The sequence below is a fragment of the Pseudanabaena sp. FACHB-1998 genome, assembly GCF_014696355.1.
Classification (GTDB): Bacteria; Cyanobacteriota; Cyanobacteriia; order Pseudanabaenales; family Pseudanabaenaceae; genus Pseudanabaena.
In genome coordinates, this window is sequence record NZ_JACJQA010000003.1 from 229,999 (window position 1) to 246,714 (window position 16,716).

Genomic DNA, 16,716 nt, shown 5'->3' on the forward strand with positions numbered 1-16,716 from the left:
CTTTGAAATAGATTATGAAATGGATTTATATAGTTGCTGGCATTGCTTTTTTTGTGAAAATGCTTTTTTTGTCTAACCCAGCCCCTAGCCTGCCGTTCTCGATTGTCGAGGTGATCGCTCAAGATAGTGGGGTTAGTAATGTAGTTTCAGGAATCATTTTTCGCAATCGACTGTATGACACCATTTTTGAAGTGATTGTCTTCACGATCGCCATCATGGGTGCAAATTTCTTGCTTGCCAATGAGAAACCATTTACGCGAATTTATCAATTTACCGATCAAACTTCGATTGTCCTTGCCCATCTGGGCGCTACTATTGCTGCTCTAGTAGCGATCGAGTTGGCAATTCGTGGACATCTTAGCCCAGGGGGAGGCTTTGCGGCAGGTGTGGCAGGTGGAACGGCGATCGGCTTAATCGCCATTACTTCACCTCCAGAAAGACTGCAAAGCCTCTATAAACGCTGGCATGCCGCCACTTGGGAAAAGATCTCAGTACTGATTTTTATTATTCTGTCAGTAATTACTCTTTCAGGGTTAGAACTACCCTACGGACAAATGGGCGATCTATTTAGTGGCGGCATTATCCCAATTCTGAATATATTGGTGGCAATTAAGGTGGCGCTAGGCTCATGGTCAGTTGTTTTAGCCTTCATTCGCTATCGAGGTTTATTGTAAATAACTAGTGAAATTTGTTCTTCTCGGAATTACTGGCATTGGTTCAGTCTAATTGGTAGCCTGAAACCGTTACAATACAAGCCGTTAACAGAGAATGCGAAGTTGAAGTAGTTCCTTACAAGTTAAACCTTTTTGGAGAATATCAAGAGCGACAGCAGGAACTTTTCGCATGGTTCTTGCCTCAACTTCAATTCTCTTCATAATTTTCTCTTGATCAATATCCCAAGTTTATGATTTTTTAAGAAAGGCGATCGCCTCTACGTGAGATGTTTGCGGGAAAAAGTCGATTGGTTGAATGCGGGTGAGTTGATAGCGATCGCCTTCGCATAATAGTTTTAAATCTCTGGCTTGAGTGGCGGGATTGCAACTGACATAGACGAGATGGGCGGGAGGATTTTCGCGCAAAAAGTTAATTACTGAGGGTTCGCAACCTTTACGGGGAGGATCGAGAATGACGATATCGGGTTGTAGATTGAGAGTGCTAATTAATTCTTCGACCTTGCCCGTGTGGAATACTACGTTATCAATGCCATTAAGGTCAGCGTTGAGTTTGCCTTGGGCGGTTGCCTGTGGCTGGATTTCGATCGCGATCGCCTGTTTGACTTGTTCAGCTAGGGGTAAAGCGATCGTGCCAATGCCAGCATAGGCATCTAAGAGAACTTCTGTTCCTTCTAGTTGCAATTCTGATTCGATAATGTTGAGCATCTTCTCTGCTTGCTCTGTATAAACCTGAAAGAAGGTATCACCACGCAAACGGAAAGTTAGACCCGCAAACTTTTCTAGGAGATAGTCCTTCCCAGCAATGCAACGGCTATCACGACCAAAAATGGCGTTGGTTTTATCAGGATTGCAATTGAGGATTACGCCTACTACCTTGTCGTAACGCTCTAGCCATGTCTGGGCAAATACTCCCAAATTCGGTACATCCCAATCACGGGTAACAATCGTAATCAATATCTCGCCCGTATGCCGGCCAATACGAAGCCCTAAATGGCGCAGCAAGCCTGTGTGGGTTGTCTCGTCATAGATTTCCCAACATTGGTTATGGATATCCATTTTGAGTTCGGCAAGCATCGGATCGAGGCGTTCATCTTGGGCTGGGCATTGATTGAGATTGACAATTTTATGACTTCCCTTTTGGTAATAGCCTGCTTTGAGATTGCCATCGCGACCTGTGGCGAGGGGATAGGTCACTTTATTGCGATAGTGGAGGCTCTCTTTTGCGCCAACGATTGGGGAGATTAATTCTTCTAAAAGGTCAGCATCAAAGCCGCCAATTCTTTGCATCGCCTGTAGGACAAGATTTTGCTTGGTTCTCAATTGGGCGGGATAGCTGACCGATTGCCACTGACAACCGCCGCATTTATCAGCAACGATGCAGCTAGGGCGAACGCGATCGCGAGAGGGTGTGAGAATTTTTTCAATACTTGCGTGGGCAAAATTTTTCTTGACAAATTCAATTTTGGCAACAATCTGATCGTCAGGGACAGTGTTAGGCACAAAGATGGCAATATTTTCATAACGTCCCACCCCATCGCCGCTATCGGCAAGATCATCGATGGTGAGCGTAATTTTTTGTCCCTGTAATAGCATTGTTTATCCTAAGAAAATTTAATCTGTACCTGCCCACGTCCAAGTGGGATTACCATCTTTGACTTCGTTTTTGAGAATGACAGGTGTAAGCCTATTTGCATCATACATCCCCGTCATGTCTAAAATCAGATAAGCATTGCCTTTTGTAAAGCGCATTCGGATGTAGGAATGACTTTGAAAGGGTTCATTATTCTTTGTAGCAATCCCTGCGGAAGCGACACAGTTTCGATATTTTTGTTGGAGTTTGGCGACCCAAATGACGCTGAATTGATCGGTGGATGCAATTTTAAACTCTCTGGTCAGCCAACCCATTTGCGCCTTGCCATCAATAGTATAGCCGCCTTCATAATAGGGGCGAGATTGTTCAGTGACGGTGATTTCGGTGGGACAGATCGGGAAGGCATCTTGAGGATTTAGGGGATATACCTTCAGGGTCACGGAACCCGCAAGGGCTGTATTGGCAAAATTCAGGATCGCTGTTTGGGCGATCGCTAAGCCCATCAAAAACGTAACTTTTCTAAACATGATTTTCTCGTTATAGAATTTAAACAACCTAAATTATTGTTTATATAAGTGAGCAAATGAGCATAAGCTCATTTGCTCACTTCTCCATCACTTGATTGAAGACTATGTTAATTCGATTGTTCCAAAGCCAAGATAGCGATCGCATCGCCCAGTTATTCCATGATACTGTGCGCGAGGTGAATATTCGTGATTACTCACCCTCACAGGTAAGAGCATGGGCTCCCGATGACCTCTATTTCACCAACTGGACAGAAGACTGTACGAATAGCTTCACCTATGTTGCCGAAGAAGAATCGGAAATCATCGGCTTTGCTCAGTTAGAAGCCAATGGTCACATTGACTGCTTCTTTTGTCATAAGGATTATCAGCGCTGTGGTGTGGGAACTCGGCTATATCGCGCCATTGAAGCAAAGGCTCTAGAATTAAAAATTGATCGCTTATTTGTGGAAGTGAGCATTACTGCGAGAGCATTTTTTAAAAGTCGTGGCTTTAAGGTGGTGAAGGAGCAGCAAGTTGCTTGTCGTGGCGAAAAGTTAACTAATTTTGTAATGGACAAGTCTCTTACAAAATATCTTGAGAAGCCTGAGCATTTTGTGGTGGCGACCTTCTACCATTTTGCTGATTTAGCTGATTATCGAGAAATGCGATCGCCTATTACAGATTTATGCGATCGCCATGACCTGAAGGGTGTAATTTTATTAGCGTCAGAGGGGATTAACTCCACCATTGCAGGTAGTCGAGAAGGGATTGATGCTCTCTTAAGTTATCTGCGTTCCGATCCACGGTTGCATAATTTGGAGCATAAGGAAACTTACTGCGAGGTGAGTCCCTACAACAAGGTACGAGTAAGGCTCAAAAAGGAACTTGTAAAATTTGGCGTGACAGGGATCGATCCTAGTAAAGAGGTGGGAACCTATGTCGATCCCAAGGATTGGAATCAGTTAATTGCCGATCCTGAAGTGATCGTTATTGATACTCGCAATATTTACGAAGTAAAATTTGGCACTTTTAAAGGGGCGATCGATCCAAATATTGATTTTTTTCATGAATTCCCCAAATATGTTGAGGAGAATTTAGGTACTAATAAACAGCAAAAAATTGCCATGTTCTGCACAGGTGGCATCCGTTGCGAGAAGGCTAGCGCCTATATGTTAGCTCAAGGCTTTGATGAGGTTTACCATCTCAAGGGAGGAATTCTCAAGTATTTAGCGGAAGTTCCCCCTGAAGAAAGTCTTTGGGAAGGCGAATGTTTTGTTTTTGACGATCGCATTGCCCTTTGATACCAAAGCACAGAGATGATTTCAACTCTACACTTAACCCACTAACTGCACCATTGAGCCTTCTTCACCCTTCGATACCTCGATTAAAGTATTAAAGGCTTCCTTCATTTGCGGCATATGCGTAATGACGAGAATACACTCAAAATCTGGCGCGATCGCATTGATGGCACTAACAAGGCGATCGCATCCTAACTGGTCTTGACTGCCGAAACCTTCATCAATGATTAGGGTTTGGAGAGTGCTGCCTTTGCGCTGGGCAAGGACGCGGGAGAGGGCAAGACGCACTGCGAAGTTAATTCTAAAGGCTTCACCACCTGAATAGGTTTCGTAGGGTCTAGTTCCTTTGGTGTCGGCAATTTCAATGTCGAGGGTTTCGATGATGCGATCGCTTTTTTTGCCCGATTTTTGGGTGATGAATCGCACATTTAATTGGCGATCGCTGAGTTGGGCGAGAATTTGATTGGCTTCCACTTCGATTTGGGGTAGGACATTTTCGAGCATCAGCGCTTGAATGCCATTCTTGCCAAAGGCTTGATAGAGTTCATTATGGATGCGTTGACGTTGACGGGCTGTTTCGATTTGAACAAGGGTTTCCTGTTCGCGTTGGTGGCTTTGCTCTAGTTGTTGTTGGGCTTGCTGAAGGCTACCGATTTGGGCGAGGAGAGAGTCCATTTGCGATCGCCAATTTTGCAAATTTTGTTTTAGCGCCTGAATTTCTTGAGCATGATCGCCATGCAAAGCTTGGACTTGAGCCTCTAATCCTATGATTTGAGTAGAAAGAGTTTGTAATTCCTGTTGATGATGGGTTTGGGCTTGTTGCAAATGGCTTACCTGTTGCTGAAGTTCGGGATATTCCTGTTCGGCGCGAGTGAGTTCTTGATAGCGCAATAAGGATGGCGTGAGTTCTTGCTTTTGACTGCGAAGTTGTTGATGGCGGTCAGGCTCATAGCCTAACTGAGTCAGAGTGCGATCGCATTGTTCGAGTTCGTGCTGAACTTCTAGATCAATCAGATTTTTAGTTAAGCGTTCCTGTAATTGATGAATCTTGGTTTGCAGATCGGGGATTTTTTGCGAGAGATTATCCGCTTGACGTTGCGCGTTTTTTAATTCCGATTGTTTGATTTCCGCCCAGCGCCATCGTTCCACATCTCCCCGCGCAAGGGCATGATTTTTTTCGTCATAGGCAAATTTATGAATATTCTTATCGATTAATTCCATTTCCTCCCATGCTTCACGCAAATAATTTTTAGTCCGCAAGCGATCGCCTAAATCTTGAATCTCGGCATCAATTAGCCCTAGCCTTTGCACTGCCTCAGATATAGCTTTCAATCTTTCCTGCAAAGTTCCCTTGCGCTGAATCAAATCATTAAGGGGCGCGAGTTCTTTTTTAAGATTACGATATTCATCGCGCAAAACTTCAATTTCGCAATTAGAAGCCGCCTGTTGCTCCTTCACCACCCAAATATCCGCTTGCAAATCGCGAGATTCTTGCTTGTGTTTTTTCTGGACTAACTGCCAGTGAGCTTCATCAAGGGGGCGATCGCATAAGGGACAGGGGGCATTCGGCACGGTTAAGTGACGCATTTTCGCTTCTAATTTTTTAAAAGCAGCTTCACTATCCGCTAAACGCGATTTTAATCTCTCCAAAAAATCCCGCCTCTCTAATCCCTTTTCATGGACGCGCTGTTGATAGACTTGCTTTTTTTGCAATGCCTCGATTTGGCGATCTAGCTCCTGAGCATGACCGAGCAAGCGATCGCGATCTTTCACCTGCAATTGCAACTGGTCACGTTTGGCAACTAATTCTTCTAACTTGGCGGTAAGTTTGGTTTCTTCACGTTCTAACTGATGTTTGAGGGTCTGATAGCGATGGACTAGGGGTGTAGATTGGGCATGGAGTCGATCAAATTCCTGCAAAACCGCCCTTGCTTTGTGTAATTCAGCGATCGCCCCTTCAATTTCCGTAGCTCGACTCCGAATCCCCTGTAACTCGCTTTCCTGCTGCACTAACGACTCTAGCTGCGCTTGATAATGGCGTAGTTGCCCTTTCAGATCACTTTGCAGACTGGCAAGTTTATGACTAAATTCTCCTCGGCGATCGCTGATTTGTTGATACTTTTGCAATTTGCGATCTAGTTCTGCCTCCTGCGCCGATAGCAATTGATAGCGTTCATAGTCTTGTAAAATTGGCGACCGCTGCAACAGATAGCCTTCTAACTGTTGCAATTGTTTTTGCTGATTGGTAAGTTGTCTTTCTATTTGAGCAAGATTACTTGCCAACGAATTTTGCTGCTGTTGCTGCCAAGTTAACTGTTGGGAAACGCTTGTATATTGCTTTTGTAAATCTTCTACGGTTTGTAATTGAGTGCGATCGCGGCTTTCCCATGCTTGCAACTCTGTTAACTGCGATCGCAAAGTTTCTAACTGCGGTGCGATTTCGGCTCCTGCTAAGATCTGTTCCTGCAAATGCGTTAATAAATTCTCTAAAATTGCCAACTCCGCCTTGCTGGTTCGCGCAATGTCCTTTGCCCTCTCCGCCAACTCGTCATACTGCGATAGCGCCAGCATATCCGCCAAAATCTGCTTGCGATCGCTCGGACGCTTCAGCATAAATTCATCGGCACGACCTTGGCGTAAATATGCCGAATTAACAAAAGTTTCGTAATCCATCTTGAGATGCGAAATGATTGTCTGCTGCGTGGATCGCACCTTGCGCTCCGTCAGAGATTTAAATTTCCCTTCGCTCTGCACCTGAAATTCTAAAGAGGTGGAACTATTGCGCGATCGGGTTCTGATTACTCGATAGACCTCACCACCAGCAATAAAGGTAAAGTCCACTTGAGTCTCCTTAGAACCCACATGAATTACATCATCTTCACTCGCCGCCCGACTGGCTCCCCACACTGCCCATGAAATGGCTTCTAATAAAGAGGATTTGCCCGCCCCATTCGCGCCACAAATGCAAGCAACATGTAGCCCACTAAAATCTAAGGCTAATTGTTGATAGCTCAAGAAATTTTTTAATCTTAATTTCTGAGGGATCATTTTGATGTGACAGAATCCATCTTAAGCAGTTATACTAATTGTTATCTTATTATCATAATAATGTATTACCAACTTACTTGATAAGAAGACTTCTTTAATTAAACAATCCCTTAAATACTCAGAATCAATGTATTGCTGCTGACAAGATGAGAGAGTTATGGAAATATGGGAACAAATTAGCCGCCAAAGAGTAAAGCACATCGTCGATAGCTATCAGTTAGATGGTGAAGACGATGAGTACTTCTATGAATATTTAGAAGATTTACTACAAGCCTACGCGCCGCCCCAAATCGAGCTAGCCCTTGTCGAAACTTTAGTTGAAAGTTGGCGCAATGTTCCGCTTCTACGGGGAGTTGTCTTTTTAGAGCGATCGCATGAAATTCTCAAGTCTTGGGAAACTAAAATCTTTGCCCCCAAAATTTCTCCTACCCATTTTCAACTGATTACAGGCTTAGATGCAACCCCCATCTTCGGCGCAGACAAAACCCAGCATCCCAAGCAAGTATCCTCTCTTGCTTTCCCCACTTAGAATATGCGGGCAAGTACTGAAAAAGTACTGAAAACTTGTTTCGTCTTCAATTTTTATCATAACAATACGATTTTTTGACTTAACCAAGTCATGAAGTTAGCAAATCAGAAAAATGCTTTCTTAAAGTTATTTCCACTTCTTTTTCCAGTTCTTGAAAAGCAGATAAATTTCTCAATGGCTCATAGTCTTCTATTTCCTCAGCTATTCTAACGCAATAGTTGGAAGGGATATTTACCCTTTTACCACGTCTATTTGGAAAACTAGCATCAGTTAGAAGCTTTTCTAGTCTTTCTTTAGGATCAGCTATTTTTTCGATTTCAGAAATCTTTGGCAAACTTAAATTCTGTCTACCACTGGGATTTCCTACTACTTTCCGAATTGCCTCCTCATTGAAAAGAAGCCAAGATTCAATCATTTTTATAGGAATCACGCATACAATTGGAGGCAATGTCTTTTTTATAAGCTTTTCTGCTTTGCGAATTTCCTTTGTACGAGTTTCGATAGGAGTTTCATCGGATTCAGCATCACGGTGAATAAACAAAATATTACAGGGGAATAAATCCAAAGCGATCGCGATTTTATCTTGTAACCTCTTAGGAGGATTTCGTAAACTTCCTAGAATTGGCAACTGCGGCTGGATTCCAATTTTTACTCCTAAGTTTATTAAAAGCCAAGTCAGGATTGGTATTAAAGCATCATCGGTACGTCCATCTGCGATTAATGTATATTTAAAATCGTTCATAACTCTAGGATAGCCTCCGTAAATCCAGTGATATATGGCTGTATATCATCTCTATCAGCAACTCTAGATCTTTTCTTGGATTTAAGCTTAGGATTTCCACCATTATTATTGACATCAATTTTTTCATTAGAAGCAACTGGATTAAGATAACCAAGTAGTCTACCTTTTGCGACAATATTTGTCGCCTCATCTTTAGTTCGCCAAGTATCATTTAAACAACTAAATCTAACCCCTTTATATCGTTTGTGATTATTAACTATCTCTTTTAACTCTGCAATAACAAGACTATCATCTGGAACTTGCAATACAACCGCAGGAGAATGGGTGTTAATTATAACTTGACGTAGGGGATTATCAATGTCAACTGGCTCATTAGCATCTGTAGCAATACTTTGTAAAAGCTTTAAAATTGCAGGTATTCTTTCAGGATGAATACCATTTTCAGGTTCTTCTAAACATAGCAAGCCTTGAGTTTCATGATCAAGATTTAGTACAGCTAAAGCAAGAAACCTTAAAGTCCCATCACTCAAGGCTCTAGCAGGATGGAATGTTCCATCCCGACCTTGAACCATTAAAGTTAAAAGCTGACGCTTTTCATCGCGATCAATACTTACACTCCTAACATCATGAATTAACTCAGAAAGAGTATTTGCAACTTGAGCATAAATTTGCTGCTCACTATCATCCAAAGATTCTCCAGTATTTAAGTTTTCTATATCATTTGCAAGACGGTATAATGTAGCAGGAAGATGAGAACCATCCATACCTAATACTGTATCAGACATAAAATCATCTGATTCCCTTAGTGATGAAGGCTCAAGCTGTAGAATACGCCATGATTGCATCTCTCTTTTAGCCAATAATGCTGTTGGACTTTCTAACGCATTAGATTCTGAAAGAACAGTTCTTGGCAAGGTTTTTGCTAAAAATTTTCTTGATGTACCGACAGATCCTCCTTCGTCTCTACCACTACTACCACTATCTTGATGTACCTTTATCTTTCTATCATCATCATATTTCTCTCCTTCAGTAGAAATAAATGGAACTCGACGTTGAGACTGAGATTCAAACCAAGAATTAATCCATTGTTTCGAGTAATCAAAAAGAAGATTTTCTTGTATATCGTATTTTTTAATTCTTACAAGCTCTTCCTTAAGAATTTCCAGTGTTCCTAATGATTTTGGAAATCTTTGTTCAGCACGATAAGCCACAATTAATGTATAACGAAGAAAAGTACTACTTGCTTTTGCCCCCTGTCCTAGATCGTCTATACCCTGCTTAGGTATAAGCATCTCAGCTTCAAAACTCATTTCTGTATCGTATTCATCTCCTACTCGATGAAAAAGACTACGAATATCGGGATTCTTTCGACTTTTTTCATTTTCCTCTCGAATTGATCGGGCGGCTTCGATTAAAGAGCGATCGCTTAGAGCACTTAAAAACTGAATAGCATCAAAAAGATTGGACTTGCCTACCCCGTTAGCTCCAGCAATACAGGTAAACGGAGAAAATCGGATGTCTACATCCATGAGATTCTTAAAACCAGATACCTTTAAACGAGTAAGCATAAATAGTTCCGTAGGGACAAGCAATAAGAGATTTTATTTCAATAGCGTCTTGATTGTTAGCTAAAACTTACCTAAGAATAGAAAGTTTGAGTGTTGTTGTCAGTAAATTACATTATATAAATAGCTTAGTCTATAATTAAGCTGAAACTTAAAATTTCATTTCTTAAAACTTTTATATTTTCAAAACTTTTAAATAACCTGATCGCATGGTATCTTCGCTGCCCCTAACCACAAACATCTCCTATACTCCTATCACCTTTCCTCTTGCGGCTGTGGTCGGTCAAGAAGCGATTAAAACCGCTTTACTGCTTGCCGCGATCGATCCTGCGATCGGAGGGATTGCCCTCGCAGGTAGACGCGGTACAGCAAAATCTGTTCTCGCTCGTGGCATTCATGCCCTATTACCACCAATCGAAGTCGCGGTTGAATCCCTCAGCAATTGCGATCCGACTAAGCCCGACACATGGGACGATGTGCTAGTCAAGGCGATGCAGGATAAAGATCTTAGTGAAGTTGCCACAAAAGTTATTCCCGCACCCTTTATCCAAATTCCCTTGGGAATTACTGAAGATCGATTAATTGGTTCGGTAGATGTGAGCCGTTCCGTGCGTGAAGGGCAGACGATATTTCAACCGGGGTTGTTAGCAGAAGCGCATCGTGGCGTTCTCTATATTGACGAAATTAATTTACTTGATCCGCAGATTTCTAATTTACTGCTTTCGGTTCTCTCCACAGGCTATAACCAAGTCGAACGCGAAGGAATTAGCTATCAACATCCCTGTCAACCTTTGCTGATTGCCACTTATAATCCAGAGGAAGGAGCGCTAAGTCAGCATTTAATGGATCGGATTGCGGTTAATCTGTCAGCCGATGGAGTTCTTTCCCTCGATCAGCGAGTGGAAGCTGTGGATATGGTGTTGGATTATGCCAATTCGCCTGAAGCTTTCTTACGTGGCTATGATGCCGATGTCGATGATTTGCGAACCCAGATTATTTTGGCGAGAGAATGGCTAAATGATGTGACTATCGCCAGAGCGCAAATGCAGTATCTGATTGCGGAAGCGATGCGGGGTGGTGTACAGGGACATCGTGCCGAGTTGTTTGCGGTGCGTGTAGCGAAGGCGGCGGCGGCTTTGGAAAGTCGCACTCAAGTTAACGCCGATGATTTACGTCAGGCAGTGGAGTTGGTAATCGTACCGCGATCGCCTCTTTCTCCAGAACAACAGCAACAACAACCCGAACAGCAGCAACAGCAAGCACCACCACCGCCGCCCAATGATGATGGTGAACAGGAACAGGAGGATAATCAGGAAGATCAGGAACAGGAGCAAGAACAGGAAGATGAATCTCCTGAAATTCCTGAAGAGTTTATCTTCGATCCTGAAGGTGTAATTCTCGATCCTGAAGTGCTATTTTTCGCGCAATCGATGCAAAAGCAAGGGCGATCGGGTACGCGCAATGTCATCTATTCCCAAGAACGTGGGCGTTATATTAAGCCAGTTTTACCCCAAGGAAAGAGCGATCGCATTGCTGTTGATGCTACTCTCCGCGCTTCGGCTCCCTATCAAAAGGCGAGAAGATTGCGTCAACCCCATCGCAAGGTCATCGTTGAAAGTACCGATGTCAGAGCGAAAAAGTTAGCTCGTAAGGCGGGAGCATTAACAATTTTCTTAGTGGATGCGTCTGGTTCGATGGCACTCAATCGAATGCAATCGGCTAAGGGCGCGGCTTTGCGGATGCTTACTGATAGTTATCAAAATCGTGACCAAATTTCCCTAATTCCTTTCCGAGGTGAAAAAGCCGATGTATTGTTACCACCAACCCGTTCCATTGAGGCAGCAAGGCGGCGTTTGGATACGATGCCCTGCGGTGGTGGTTCGCCATTGGCGCATGGTCTGACTCAAGCCGTGCGGGTGGGCTTGAATGCTCGTCAATCGGGTGATGTTGGCTCGGTCACGATTGTGGCGATTACTGATGGACGTGGCAATGTGCCACTAGCGCGATCGCAGGGTGAGCCAATTGATCCTGAAAATAAGCCTGATATCAAAGGTGAATTAATCGATATTTGTCGCAAGATTCGCGCCTTGAATATGGGGCTATTGGTAATTGATACGGAAAACAAATTTGTATCAACGGGTTTTGCCAAGGAACTTGCTGCCGCAGGTGGTGGCAAGTATTACCATTTGCCTAAGGCAACCGATCAAGCGATCGCGAATGTAGCACTTAGTGCGATCGCTGATTTGCGTAACTAAAAAAGAAAGGGCGCTTTGCGCCCTTTCTTTTTTATGGCTCAATTCCTATCTTTAAGCTTTATGATAATTAGAGATTAGACAATAGATTGCAAGTTAATTGTGACGCGCAAAAGAAAAATTGCAATATTGTTAGGTGTATTACTGGGGATTGCGGTGGCGATCGCTGGTTATTTTCTCTATTGCCCTAGTCCAACTATCGGGCTATTTCCGCCTGCTCCAAGCGCTAAAACTCGGACGATTTATTTTATACAGCATGACTGGCATTCGGGCTTAGCATGGGCGCAACAAGACAAGGAAAACTTTGGGGTAGAAGCATGGAAGGATGCGCCATTTGTAGAAGTGGGATGGGGCGATCGCCAATTTTATTTTGCTGGTGATCAATCAATTCCTTCGATGCTACGAGCAGCTTTCATTCCATCAGATAGCGTGATGCACGTAGCCAGTTTTGCCGAACCACCTGAGCAGTTTTTTAAATTCCCCGTTTTTAAAATTGAATTATCAGAATTAGGATTTCAAAATTTATTTACCTACGTAAAGCAGACTTTTGCAGTGAATGAAAGGGGCGATCGCTTAGCAGCGATCGGTCAGGGGCAGTATGGTATAAGTAATTTTTATGCGGCAGTTCCCAAATACTTTTCGGCATTTAACTGCAACACATGGGCGGCTGAAGCTTTGCGCCAAGCAGGGGTTTCTATCTGTCCTAATCGCGCTCTGTTAGCCAAAAATCTTGCCGAGCAACTAAAACACCAATAAAGATATTGGCTTCGCCAATATCTTTATTGGAACTCCTGCAACGCCGATCGCAATATTTCCGCAGTTTCGTAATTTTGTTGCTGCTCATGTAGTTGAATTGCTGTAGTAAAAGAGGTGATCGCCTCTGGAAAATATCCCACTTTCATCAGCACCACCCCCAAATTTTGATGAGCATCGGCATAGGTGGGTTCTAGGGAAATAGCCCTTTGATAGGAAGCGATCGCTTCGGTGAAACGTCCCGAAGTTTTAAGCGCAATTCCATAATTAAAATGACCTTGAGCAAAGTTAGGCGCAATTTGGGTCACCTTTTCAAAATAGGCGATCGCATCCTGCGGATTAAGCTCTTGATAGATATTTCCCAAGTTGAGATAAGCCGACAGTTTAACAAGATTAGGAACATCAAGATCTATTACTTGGGTATAAGCTTGTTTTGCTAATTCCCAATCCTTATTTTGTTGATAGGCAAGCCCTAAATGATAATAAATCTCACAGCGAGTTAAGTTCTGCTGCTCGCTATCATCCATTAATGACAAGCTCTTTTGTAATAGAGAAATACCAAAATAGCGATCGCTATCAGGATGATTGATATACAAAGCCCCTAATTTGTTGAGCATATAACTATCCTCAGGAAACTCGTCTAAATGCTTGTGCATTAACCTTTGAGCAAACTCATACTTATGCCTTAGCTGAATTTCACTATCCCTATAGCCATAATGCCGTAAAACTGGAACTTCCACATTTAGAACTCGCCAATGTGGTTCTTTTGCTTGCAATGCAACCACCGATTGATCAATGGATTCATGATAGATTCCTGTAAAAGCAATCTCAGGAAGATTGCGAAATAGGCGTAAAACCAGAGAATATGGCGCTTGCTTCGCCCCAATTTCTGATCGCATCAAATTTACGGCTAGGCAATCCGACTGTTGCATCACCTCTTGCAAAAGGGCGATCGCCCTTTGTTCTAAAACCTCATCCGCATCAATTACAAATATCCATTTCCCCTTAGCCTGTGAGATCGCATAGTTCCGAGCCTGTGCAAAATCATCACACCACTCAAAATGCAAAACTCTCGCCTGAAATTTCTTAGCAATACTTATAGTGCGATCGCTCGAACCTGTATCCACGACAATAATTTCATCGGCAAGCGATCGTAAACTCCCTAAACATTGCGATAAGTGCTGTTCCTCATTTTTAACAATCAAACAAGCACTTACCTCAATTGCAACAGGCGATCGGGCAAAGGATCTGGATTTCTTATGATGCTTTTGGTTTGACATGTACAGCTACTCCCTTCATAGTCAAGAATTAATGTTGCGGAGTTTTTCTTGCAACACCAGTTCTTGACCTTATTTTGCAAGCACCTATATGGGTTGAGTCTACCATTATCATCAAACAGTTGCATAAAAAATTCGGAAAACCTTGGATATCCCTGAAACCTTTACCTTTACCTAGGTAAAGGTTTCAGGGATATCCAAGGTTTTCTACATCACAAAGCTCGTTAATATAGCTATTGAAAAGACTTATAGAAGTTACTAGGACAAGATACAGTTGCAGTATTAACACTACCTGCTGTAGACAACACAATCTGACCAAGTTGACTAGAATCACAGACAAGAGCTGAAAACGATGCGCTTCCGCCCACATCTATAATTCCTACCACGCTAACAAAAGCACGTAAAGTTCTTTCTCCAGCTTTAGGAATAGCAGAATTTGTAACGATTCTACTCAAATCTGAGGGGCTAGATGAAGCAATATTACCGTTAATATCACCTTGAATAGAAGAAAAGTCATAGTAAGTCGAAGAGCTAACTACACCAGCCCCCAAGCTATTAAGATCGGTAGTAAACGTCTTTTTTTCCATGTAATAGGCTTGTTGTAAACGGTTCACGGTTCCCACATAGGACTTAGCTTCCGCAGCTCTCGCTTTACTCACTTGATTCAAAAAAGATGGTAAAGCGATCGCTGCTAGTAAGCCAATGATAATAATAACTACTAGTAGCTCGATTAAGGTAAAGCCGTTATCATTATCCCTATTTGATAACTTAGACAAATAAAATGACACAAGCTGAATAGAGGTTTTAGCGTTCATTGTCTTGAAATCCCTAGGTAAATTGATGAGCTGATGCTCAGCAAATAGATGTGATTAATTCGTTGATTTTTGGCTGTGCGCTCACAAAATTTATAAAATTCCCCAAAGCAGCTTGGCAAAAGTTTTTACCAAGTTAAATGACCCGTGATATTTCTAGCCTTTTATCAACTTACCCAATTTCAAAGAAAATCAATCAAATCAACCAAGTTAATAACTATACCTTTTACATTAATTTGTAAACAGAAAAACCTTTATAAATTCGTTAAAAAGGTTATACCTAGATACTTCCAACGAATTTCTGTCTATATTGAGTGGAAAGATTGTATGAGATTTTTAATATCCCTGTGGTAGATTGAAAATTGTTATACAGGAACTTAATCTGCCGTATTACACGTCATAAGGGCTTAAACAAAAAAGTATTTTTAGTGATTATTGGATTAGTTTAAGCAGAGGTTTATTCTAATCCAAAGATTATAAACAACGGATCAAGATTTATGTTGCAAACTCGACTTAGTTTAATAGCTACATTAACTAGCTTGATATTTTTGGGATGTACGGGTCAGGAAGCGACAAATTCCACACCATCTCCCACTAGTTCACTGGCTACAACTTCTAAACCTACTAGTTCCTTATCTGAGTCTCCTCAATCAACACCAACAAATAGTAGCCCCTCTACAGCAAAGGCGATCGCTGTCGGTGATATTAAAGAAATCGAAGATAATAGCGTTTGCGGTAAAACCAAAGTGACCTATGCCTATGGAGAAACCTCTAACTATCGTGTTTATATCTGTGCAGACACGAATGCTCCAGAGCGTCCTCGTTATTACATCAGCCGTAATAAGGATGGTAGTGGCGGTTTGGATATGGAAGCGATGAATTATAATCCCCAAAAATCTGGGGCAATTGAATTTAAAAATGATGGTTATTTGTATACCCTTGAATCTCCGACCACTCAAAATCCTGAGCCTGTTTTGCGTGTTACCTTTCCGAATGGCAAGTTAAATGAAGAGCAGTTATTACGCTATCTGTCGAGAAGCAATAACTCTAGTAATTCTAATAATGCGGATGCGACTGCGAGTAAGCCTAGTTCTTCAGCATTACAGTATGTATTACAAAATCGTGAAAGCTTAGGAATTTGTAAAGATAACTTCCGTGCAGAGGATGGTTCTAAAGCTATAGGTTCGAGGGAGTTTCAAATTTCTGAGAAGAAGTATTTGGTGCAAATTCAATGTTTCCTTGCTGCTTATCAGGGTTCTTTTGAATATGCGCTATGGATTGATGAATCACCTAAACCTCGTGTTATCCCTCTAGAATTTGATGGTTTTCAAGAATCCAAAGAGGGCGAGCCCCCTAAGCGGATCACCAGTAGATCGATCGCTGGTACTCCGAGATTTAATGTGCGATCGCAAACTATGACTAATTTCACGAAGTTTCGTGGAGTTGGTGATTGTGGGTCTTCGGCACTTTATAAGCTCGAAGGCGATCGCATGGTTTTGCAAGAGTTTCGGGCTAAGTATGCTTGCGATGGCAAGTATATTAAAGACTTCCCAATTATTTATCCTTAGTATTAACCTTACGAAGTCGGTGCGAAGCCCCGACTTCGTAAGGTTAATCTAAGCATAATTACAAACCAAAAACCGTAAAGTTGCGCCCCTACGGGGCGCAA

General features: G+C 42.3%; 13 protein-coding genes. 6 read left to right on the forward strand and 7 right to left on the reverse strand.

From position 1 onward, the window contains the following. Positions 1-14: 14 nt before the first annotated feature. Entirely contained in the window at positions 15-674 is a 660-nt protein-coding gene (locus H6F42_RS01495) for a Na(+)/H(+) antiporter subunit B (RefSeq protein WP_190397576.1), read from the forward strand. 228 nt (positions 675-902) lie between these two features. On the opposite strand, the gene rlmD is transcribed toward H6F42_RS01495, so the two are convergent. Together rlmD and H6F42_RS01505 are read right to left on the reverse strand one after the other, a co-directional pair. Then, positions 903-2,267 (reverse strand): 23S rRNA (uracil(1939)-C(5))-methyltransferase RlmD, encoded by a 1,365-nt coding sequence (gene rlmD / locus H6F42_RS01500; protein WP_190397577.1) that lies wholly within the window; start codon positions 2,265-2,267, stop codon positions 903-905. A gap of 18 nt (positions 2,268-2,285) precedes the next feature. Beyond that, entirely contained in the window at positions 2,286-2,792 is a 507-nt protein-coding gene (locus H6F42_RS01505; protein WP_190397578.1) for a hypothetical protein, read from the reverse strand. 104 nt (positions 2,793-2,896) lie between these two features. Here H6F42_RS01505 and H6F42_RS21780 point away from each other — a divergent pair, with 104 nt between their 5' ends. Beyond that, positions 2,897-4,072 (forward strand): rhodanese-related sulfurtransferase, encoded by a 1,176-nt coding sequence (locus tag H6F42_RS21780; protein WP_242018288.1) that lies wholly within the window; start codon positions 2,897-2,899, stop codon positions 4,070-4,072. Between the two features lie 33 nt (positions 4,073-4,105). Here the strand turns inward: H6F42_RS21780 and H6F42_RS01515 are convergent, their stop codons facing one another. Next, positions 4,106-7,117: an SMC family ATPase gene (locus H6F42_RS01515; protein ID WP_190397579.1), complete on the reverse strand. Its 3,012-nt coding sequence runs from the start codon at positions 7,115-7,117 to the stop codon at positions 4,106-4,108. A 157-nt stretch (positions 7,118-7,274) separates the two neighbouring features. Between H6F42_RS01515 and H6F42_RS01520 the strand changes: the two genes are divergently transcribed. Continuing rightward, a complete protein-coding gene (locus H6F42_RS01520; protein WP_190397580.1) occupies positions 7,275-7,646 on the forward strand; it encodes a hypothetical protein in 372 nt (123 codons plus the stop codon). An 88-nt stretch (positions 7,647-7,734) separates the two neighbouring features. On the opposite strand, the gene H6F42_RS01525 is transcribed toward H6F42_RS01520, so the two are convergent. Beyond that, positions 7,735-8,388 (reverse strand): DUF4276 family protein, encoded by a 654-nt coding sequence (locus H6F42_RS01525; protein ID WP_190397581.1) that lies wholly within the window; start codon positions 8,386-8,388, stop codon positions 7,735-7,737. Next, positions 8,385-9,956, reverse strand: coding sequence for an AAA family ATPase (locus H6F42_RS01530; protein ID WP_190397582.1), 1,572 nt, complete (start codon positions 9,954-9,956; stop codon positions 8,385-8,387). The genes H6F42_RS01525 and H6F42_RS01530 overlap by 4 nt, the downstream gene beginning before the upstream one ends. Before the next feature lie 206 nt (positions 9,957-10,162). On the opposite strand from H6F42_RS01530, the gene bchD reads away from it, so the two are divergent. Together bchD and H6F42_RS01540 are read left to right on the forward strand one after the other, a co-directional pair. Continuing rightward, a complete protein-coding gene (bchD, locus tag H6F42_RS01535; RefSeq protein WP_190397583.1) occupies positions 10,163-12,208 on the forward strand; it encodes a magnesium chelatase ATPase subunit D in 2,046 nt (681 codons plus the stop codon). A 99-nt stretch (positions 12,209-12,307) separates the two neighbouring features. Continuing rightward, positions 12,308-12,961, forward strand: coding sequence for a DUF2459 domain-containing protein (locus tag H6F42_RS01540; RefSeq protein ID WP_190397584.1), 654 nt, complete (start codon positions 12,308-12,310; stop codon positions 12,959-12,961). Between the two features lie 23 nt (positions 12,962-12,984). Here the strand turns inward: H6F42_RS01540 and H6F42_RS01545 are convergent, their stop codons facing one another. Further along, positions 12,985-14,238, reverse strand: a complete 1,254-nt coding sequence (locus tag H6F42_RS01545) for a tetratricopeptide repeat protein (RefSeq protein WP_190397585.1) — start codon at positions 14,236-14,238, stop codon at positions 12,985-12,987. A gap of 230 nt (positions 14,239-14,468) precedes the next feature. Beyond that, positions 14,469-15,050, reverse strand: a complete 582-nt coding sequence (locus H6F42_RS01550; protein WP_190397586.1) for a type IV pilin-like G/H family protein — start codon at positions 15,048-15,050, stop codon at positions 14,469-14,471. 494 nt (positions 15,051-15,544) lie between these two features. Here H6F42_RS01550 and H6F42_RS01555 point away from each other — a divergent pair, with 494 nt between their 5' ends. Continuing rightward, positions 15,545-16,615, forward strand: a complete 1,071-nt coding sequence (locus H6F42_RS01555) for a DUF1176 domain-containing protein (RefSeq protein ID WP_190397587.1) — start codon at positions 15,545-15,547, stop codon at positions 16,613-16,615. Positions 16,616-16,716 lie beyond the last annotated feature (101 nt).

What these genes read in the sequence shown, in the direction of transcription:
- H6F42_RS01495 (WP_190397576.1), top strand. Translation starts at nt 15, where the DNA reads ATGAAATGGATTTATATAGTTGCTGGCATTGCTTTTTTTGTGAAAATG.
- H6F42_RS01525 (WP_190397581.1), bottom strand. Translation starts at nt 8,388, where the DNA reads ATGAACGATTTTAAATATACATTAATCGCAGATGGACGTACCGATGAT.
- H6F42_RS01550 (WP_190397586.1), bottom strand. Translation starts at nt 15,050, where the DNA reads ATGAACGCTAAAACCTCTATTCAGCTTGTGTCATTTTATTTGTCTAAG.
- H6F42_RS01505 (WP_190397578.1), bottom strand. Translation starts at nt 2,792, where the DNA reads ATGTTTAGAAAAGTTACGTTTTTGATGGGCTTAGCGATCGCCCAAACA.
- rlmD (WP_190397577.1), bottom strand. Translation starts at nt 2,267, where the DNA reads ATGCTATTACAGGGACAAAAAATTACGCTCACCATCGATGATCTTGCC.
- bchD (WP_190397583.1), top strand. Translation starts at nt 10,163, where the DNA reads ATGGTATCTTCGCTGCCCCTAACCACAAACATCTCCTATACTCCTATC.
- H6F42_RS01515 (WP_190397579.1), bottom strand. Translation starts at nt 7,117, where the DNA reads ATGATCCCTCAGAAATTAAGATTAAAAAATTTCTTGAGCTATCAACAA.
- H6F42_RS01545 (WP_190397585.1), bottom strand. Translation starts at nt 14,238, where the DNA reads ATGTCAAACCAAAAGCATCATAAGAAATCCAGATCCTTTGCCCGATCG.
- H6F42_RS01530 (WP_190397582.1), bottom strand. Translation starts at nt 9,956, where the DNA reads ATGCTTACTCGTTTAAAGGTATCTGGTTTTAAGAATCTCATGGATGTA.
- H6F42_RS01520 (WP_190397580.1), top strand. Translation starts at nt 7,275, where the DNA reads ATGGAAATATGGGAACAAATTAGCCGCCAAAGAGTAAAGCACATCGTC.
- H6F42_RS21780 (WP_242018288.1), top strand. Translation starts at nt 2,897, where the DNA reads ATGTTAATTCGATTGTTCCAAAGCCAAGATAGCGATCGCATCGCCCAG.
- H6F42_RS01555 (WP_190397587.1), top strand. Translation starts at nt 15,545, where the DNA reads ATGTTGCAAACTCGACTTAGTTTAATAGCTACATTAACTAGCTTGATA.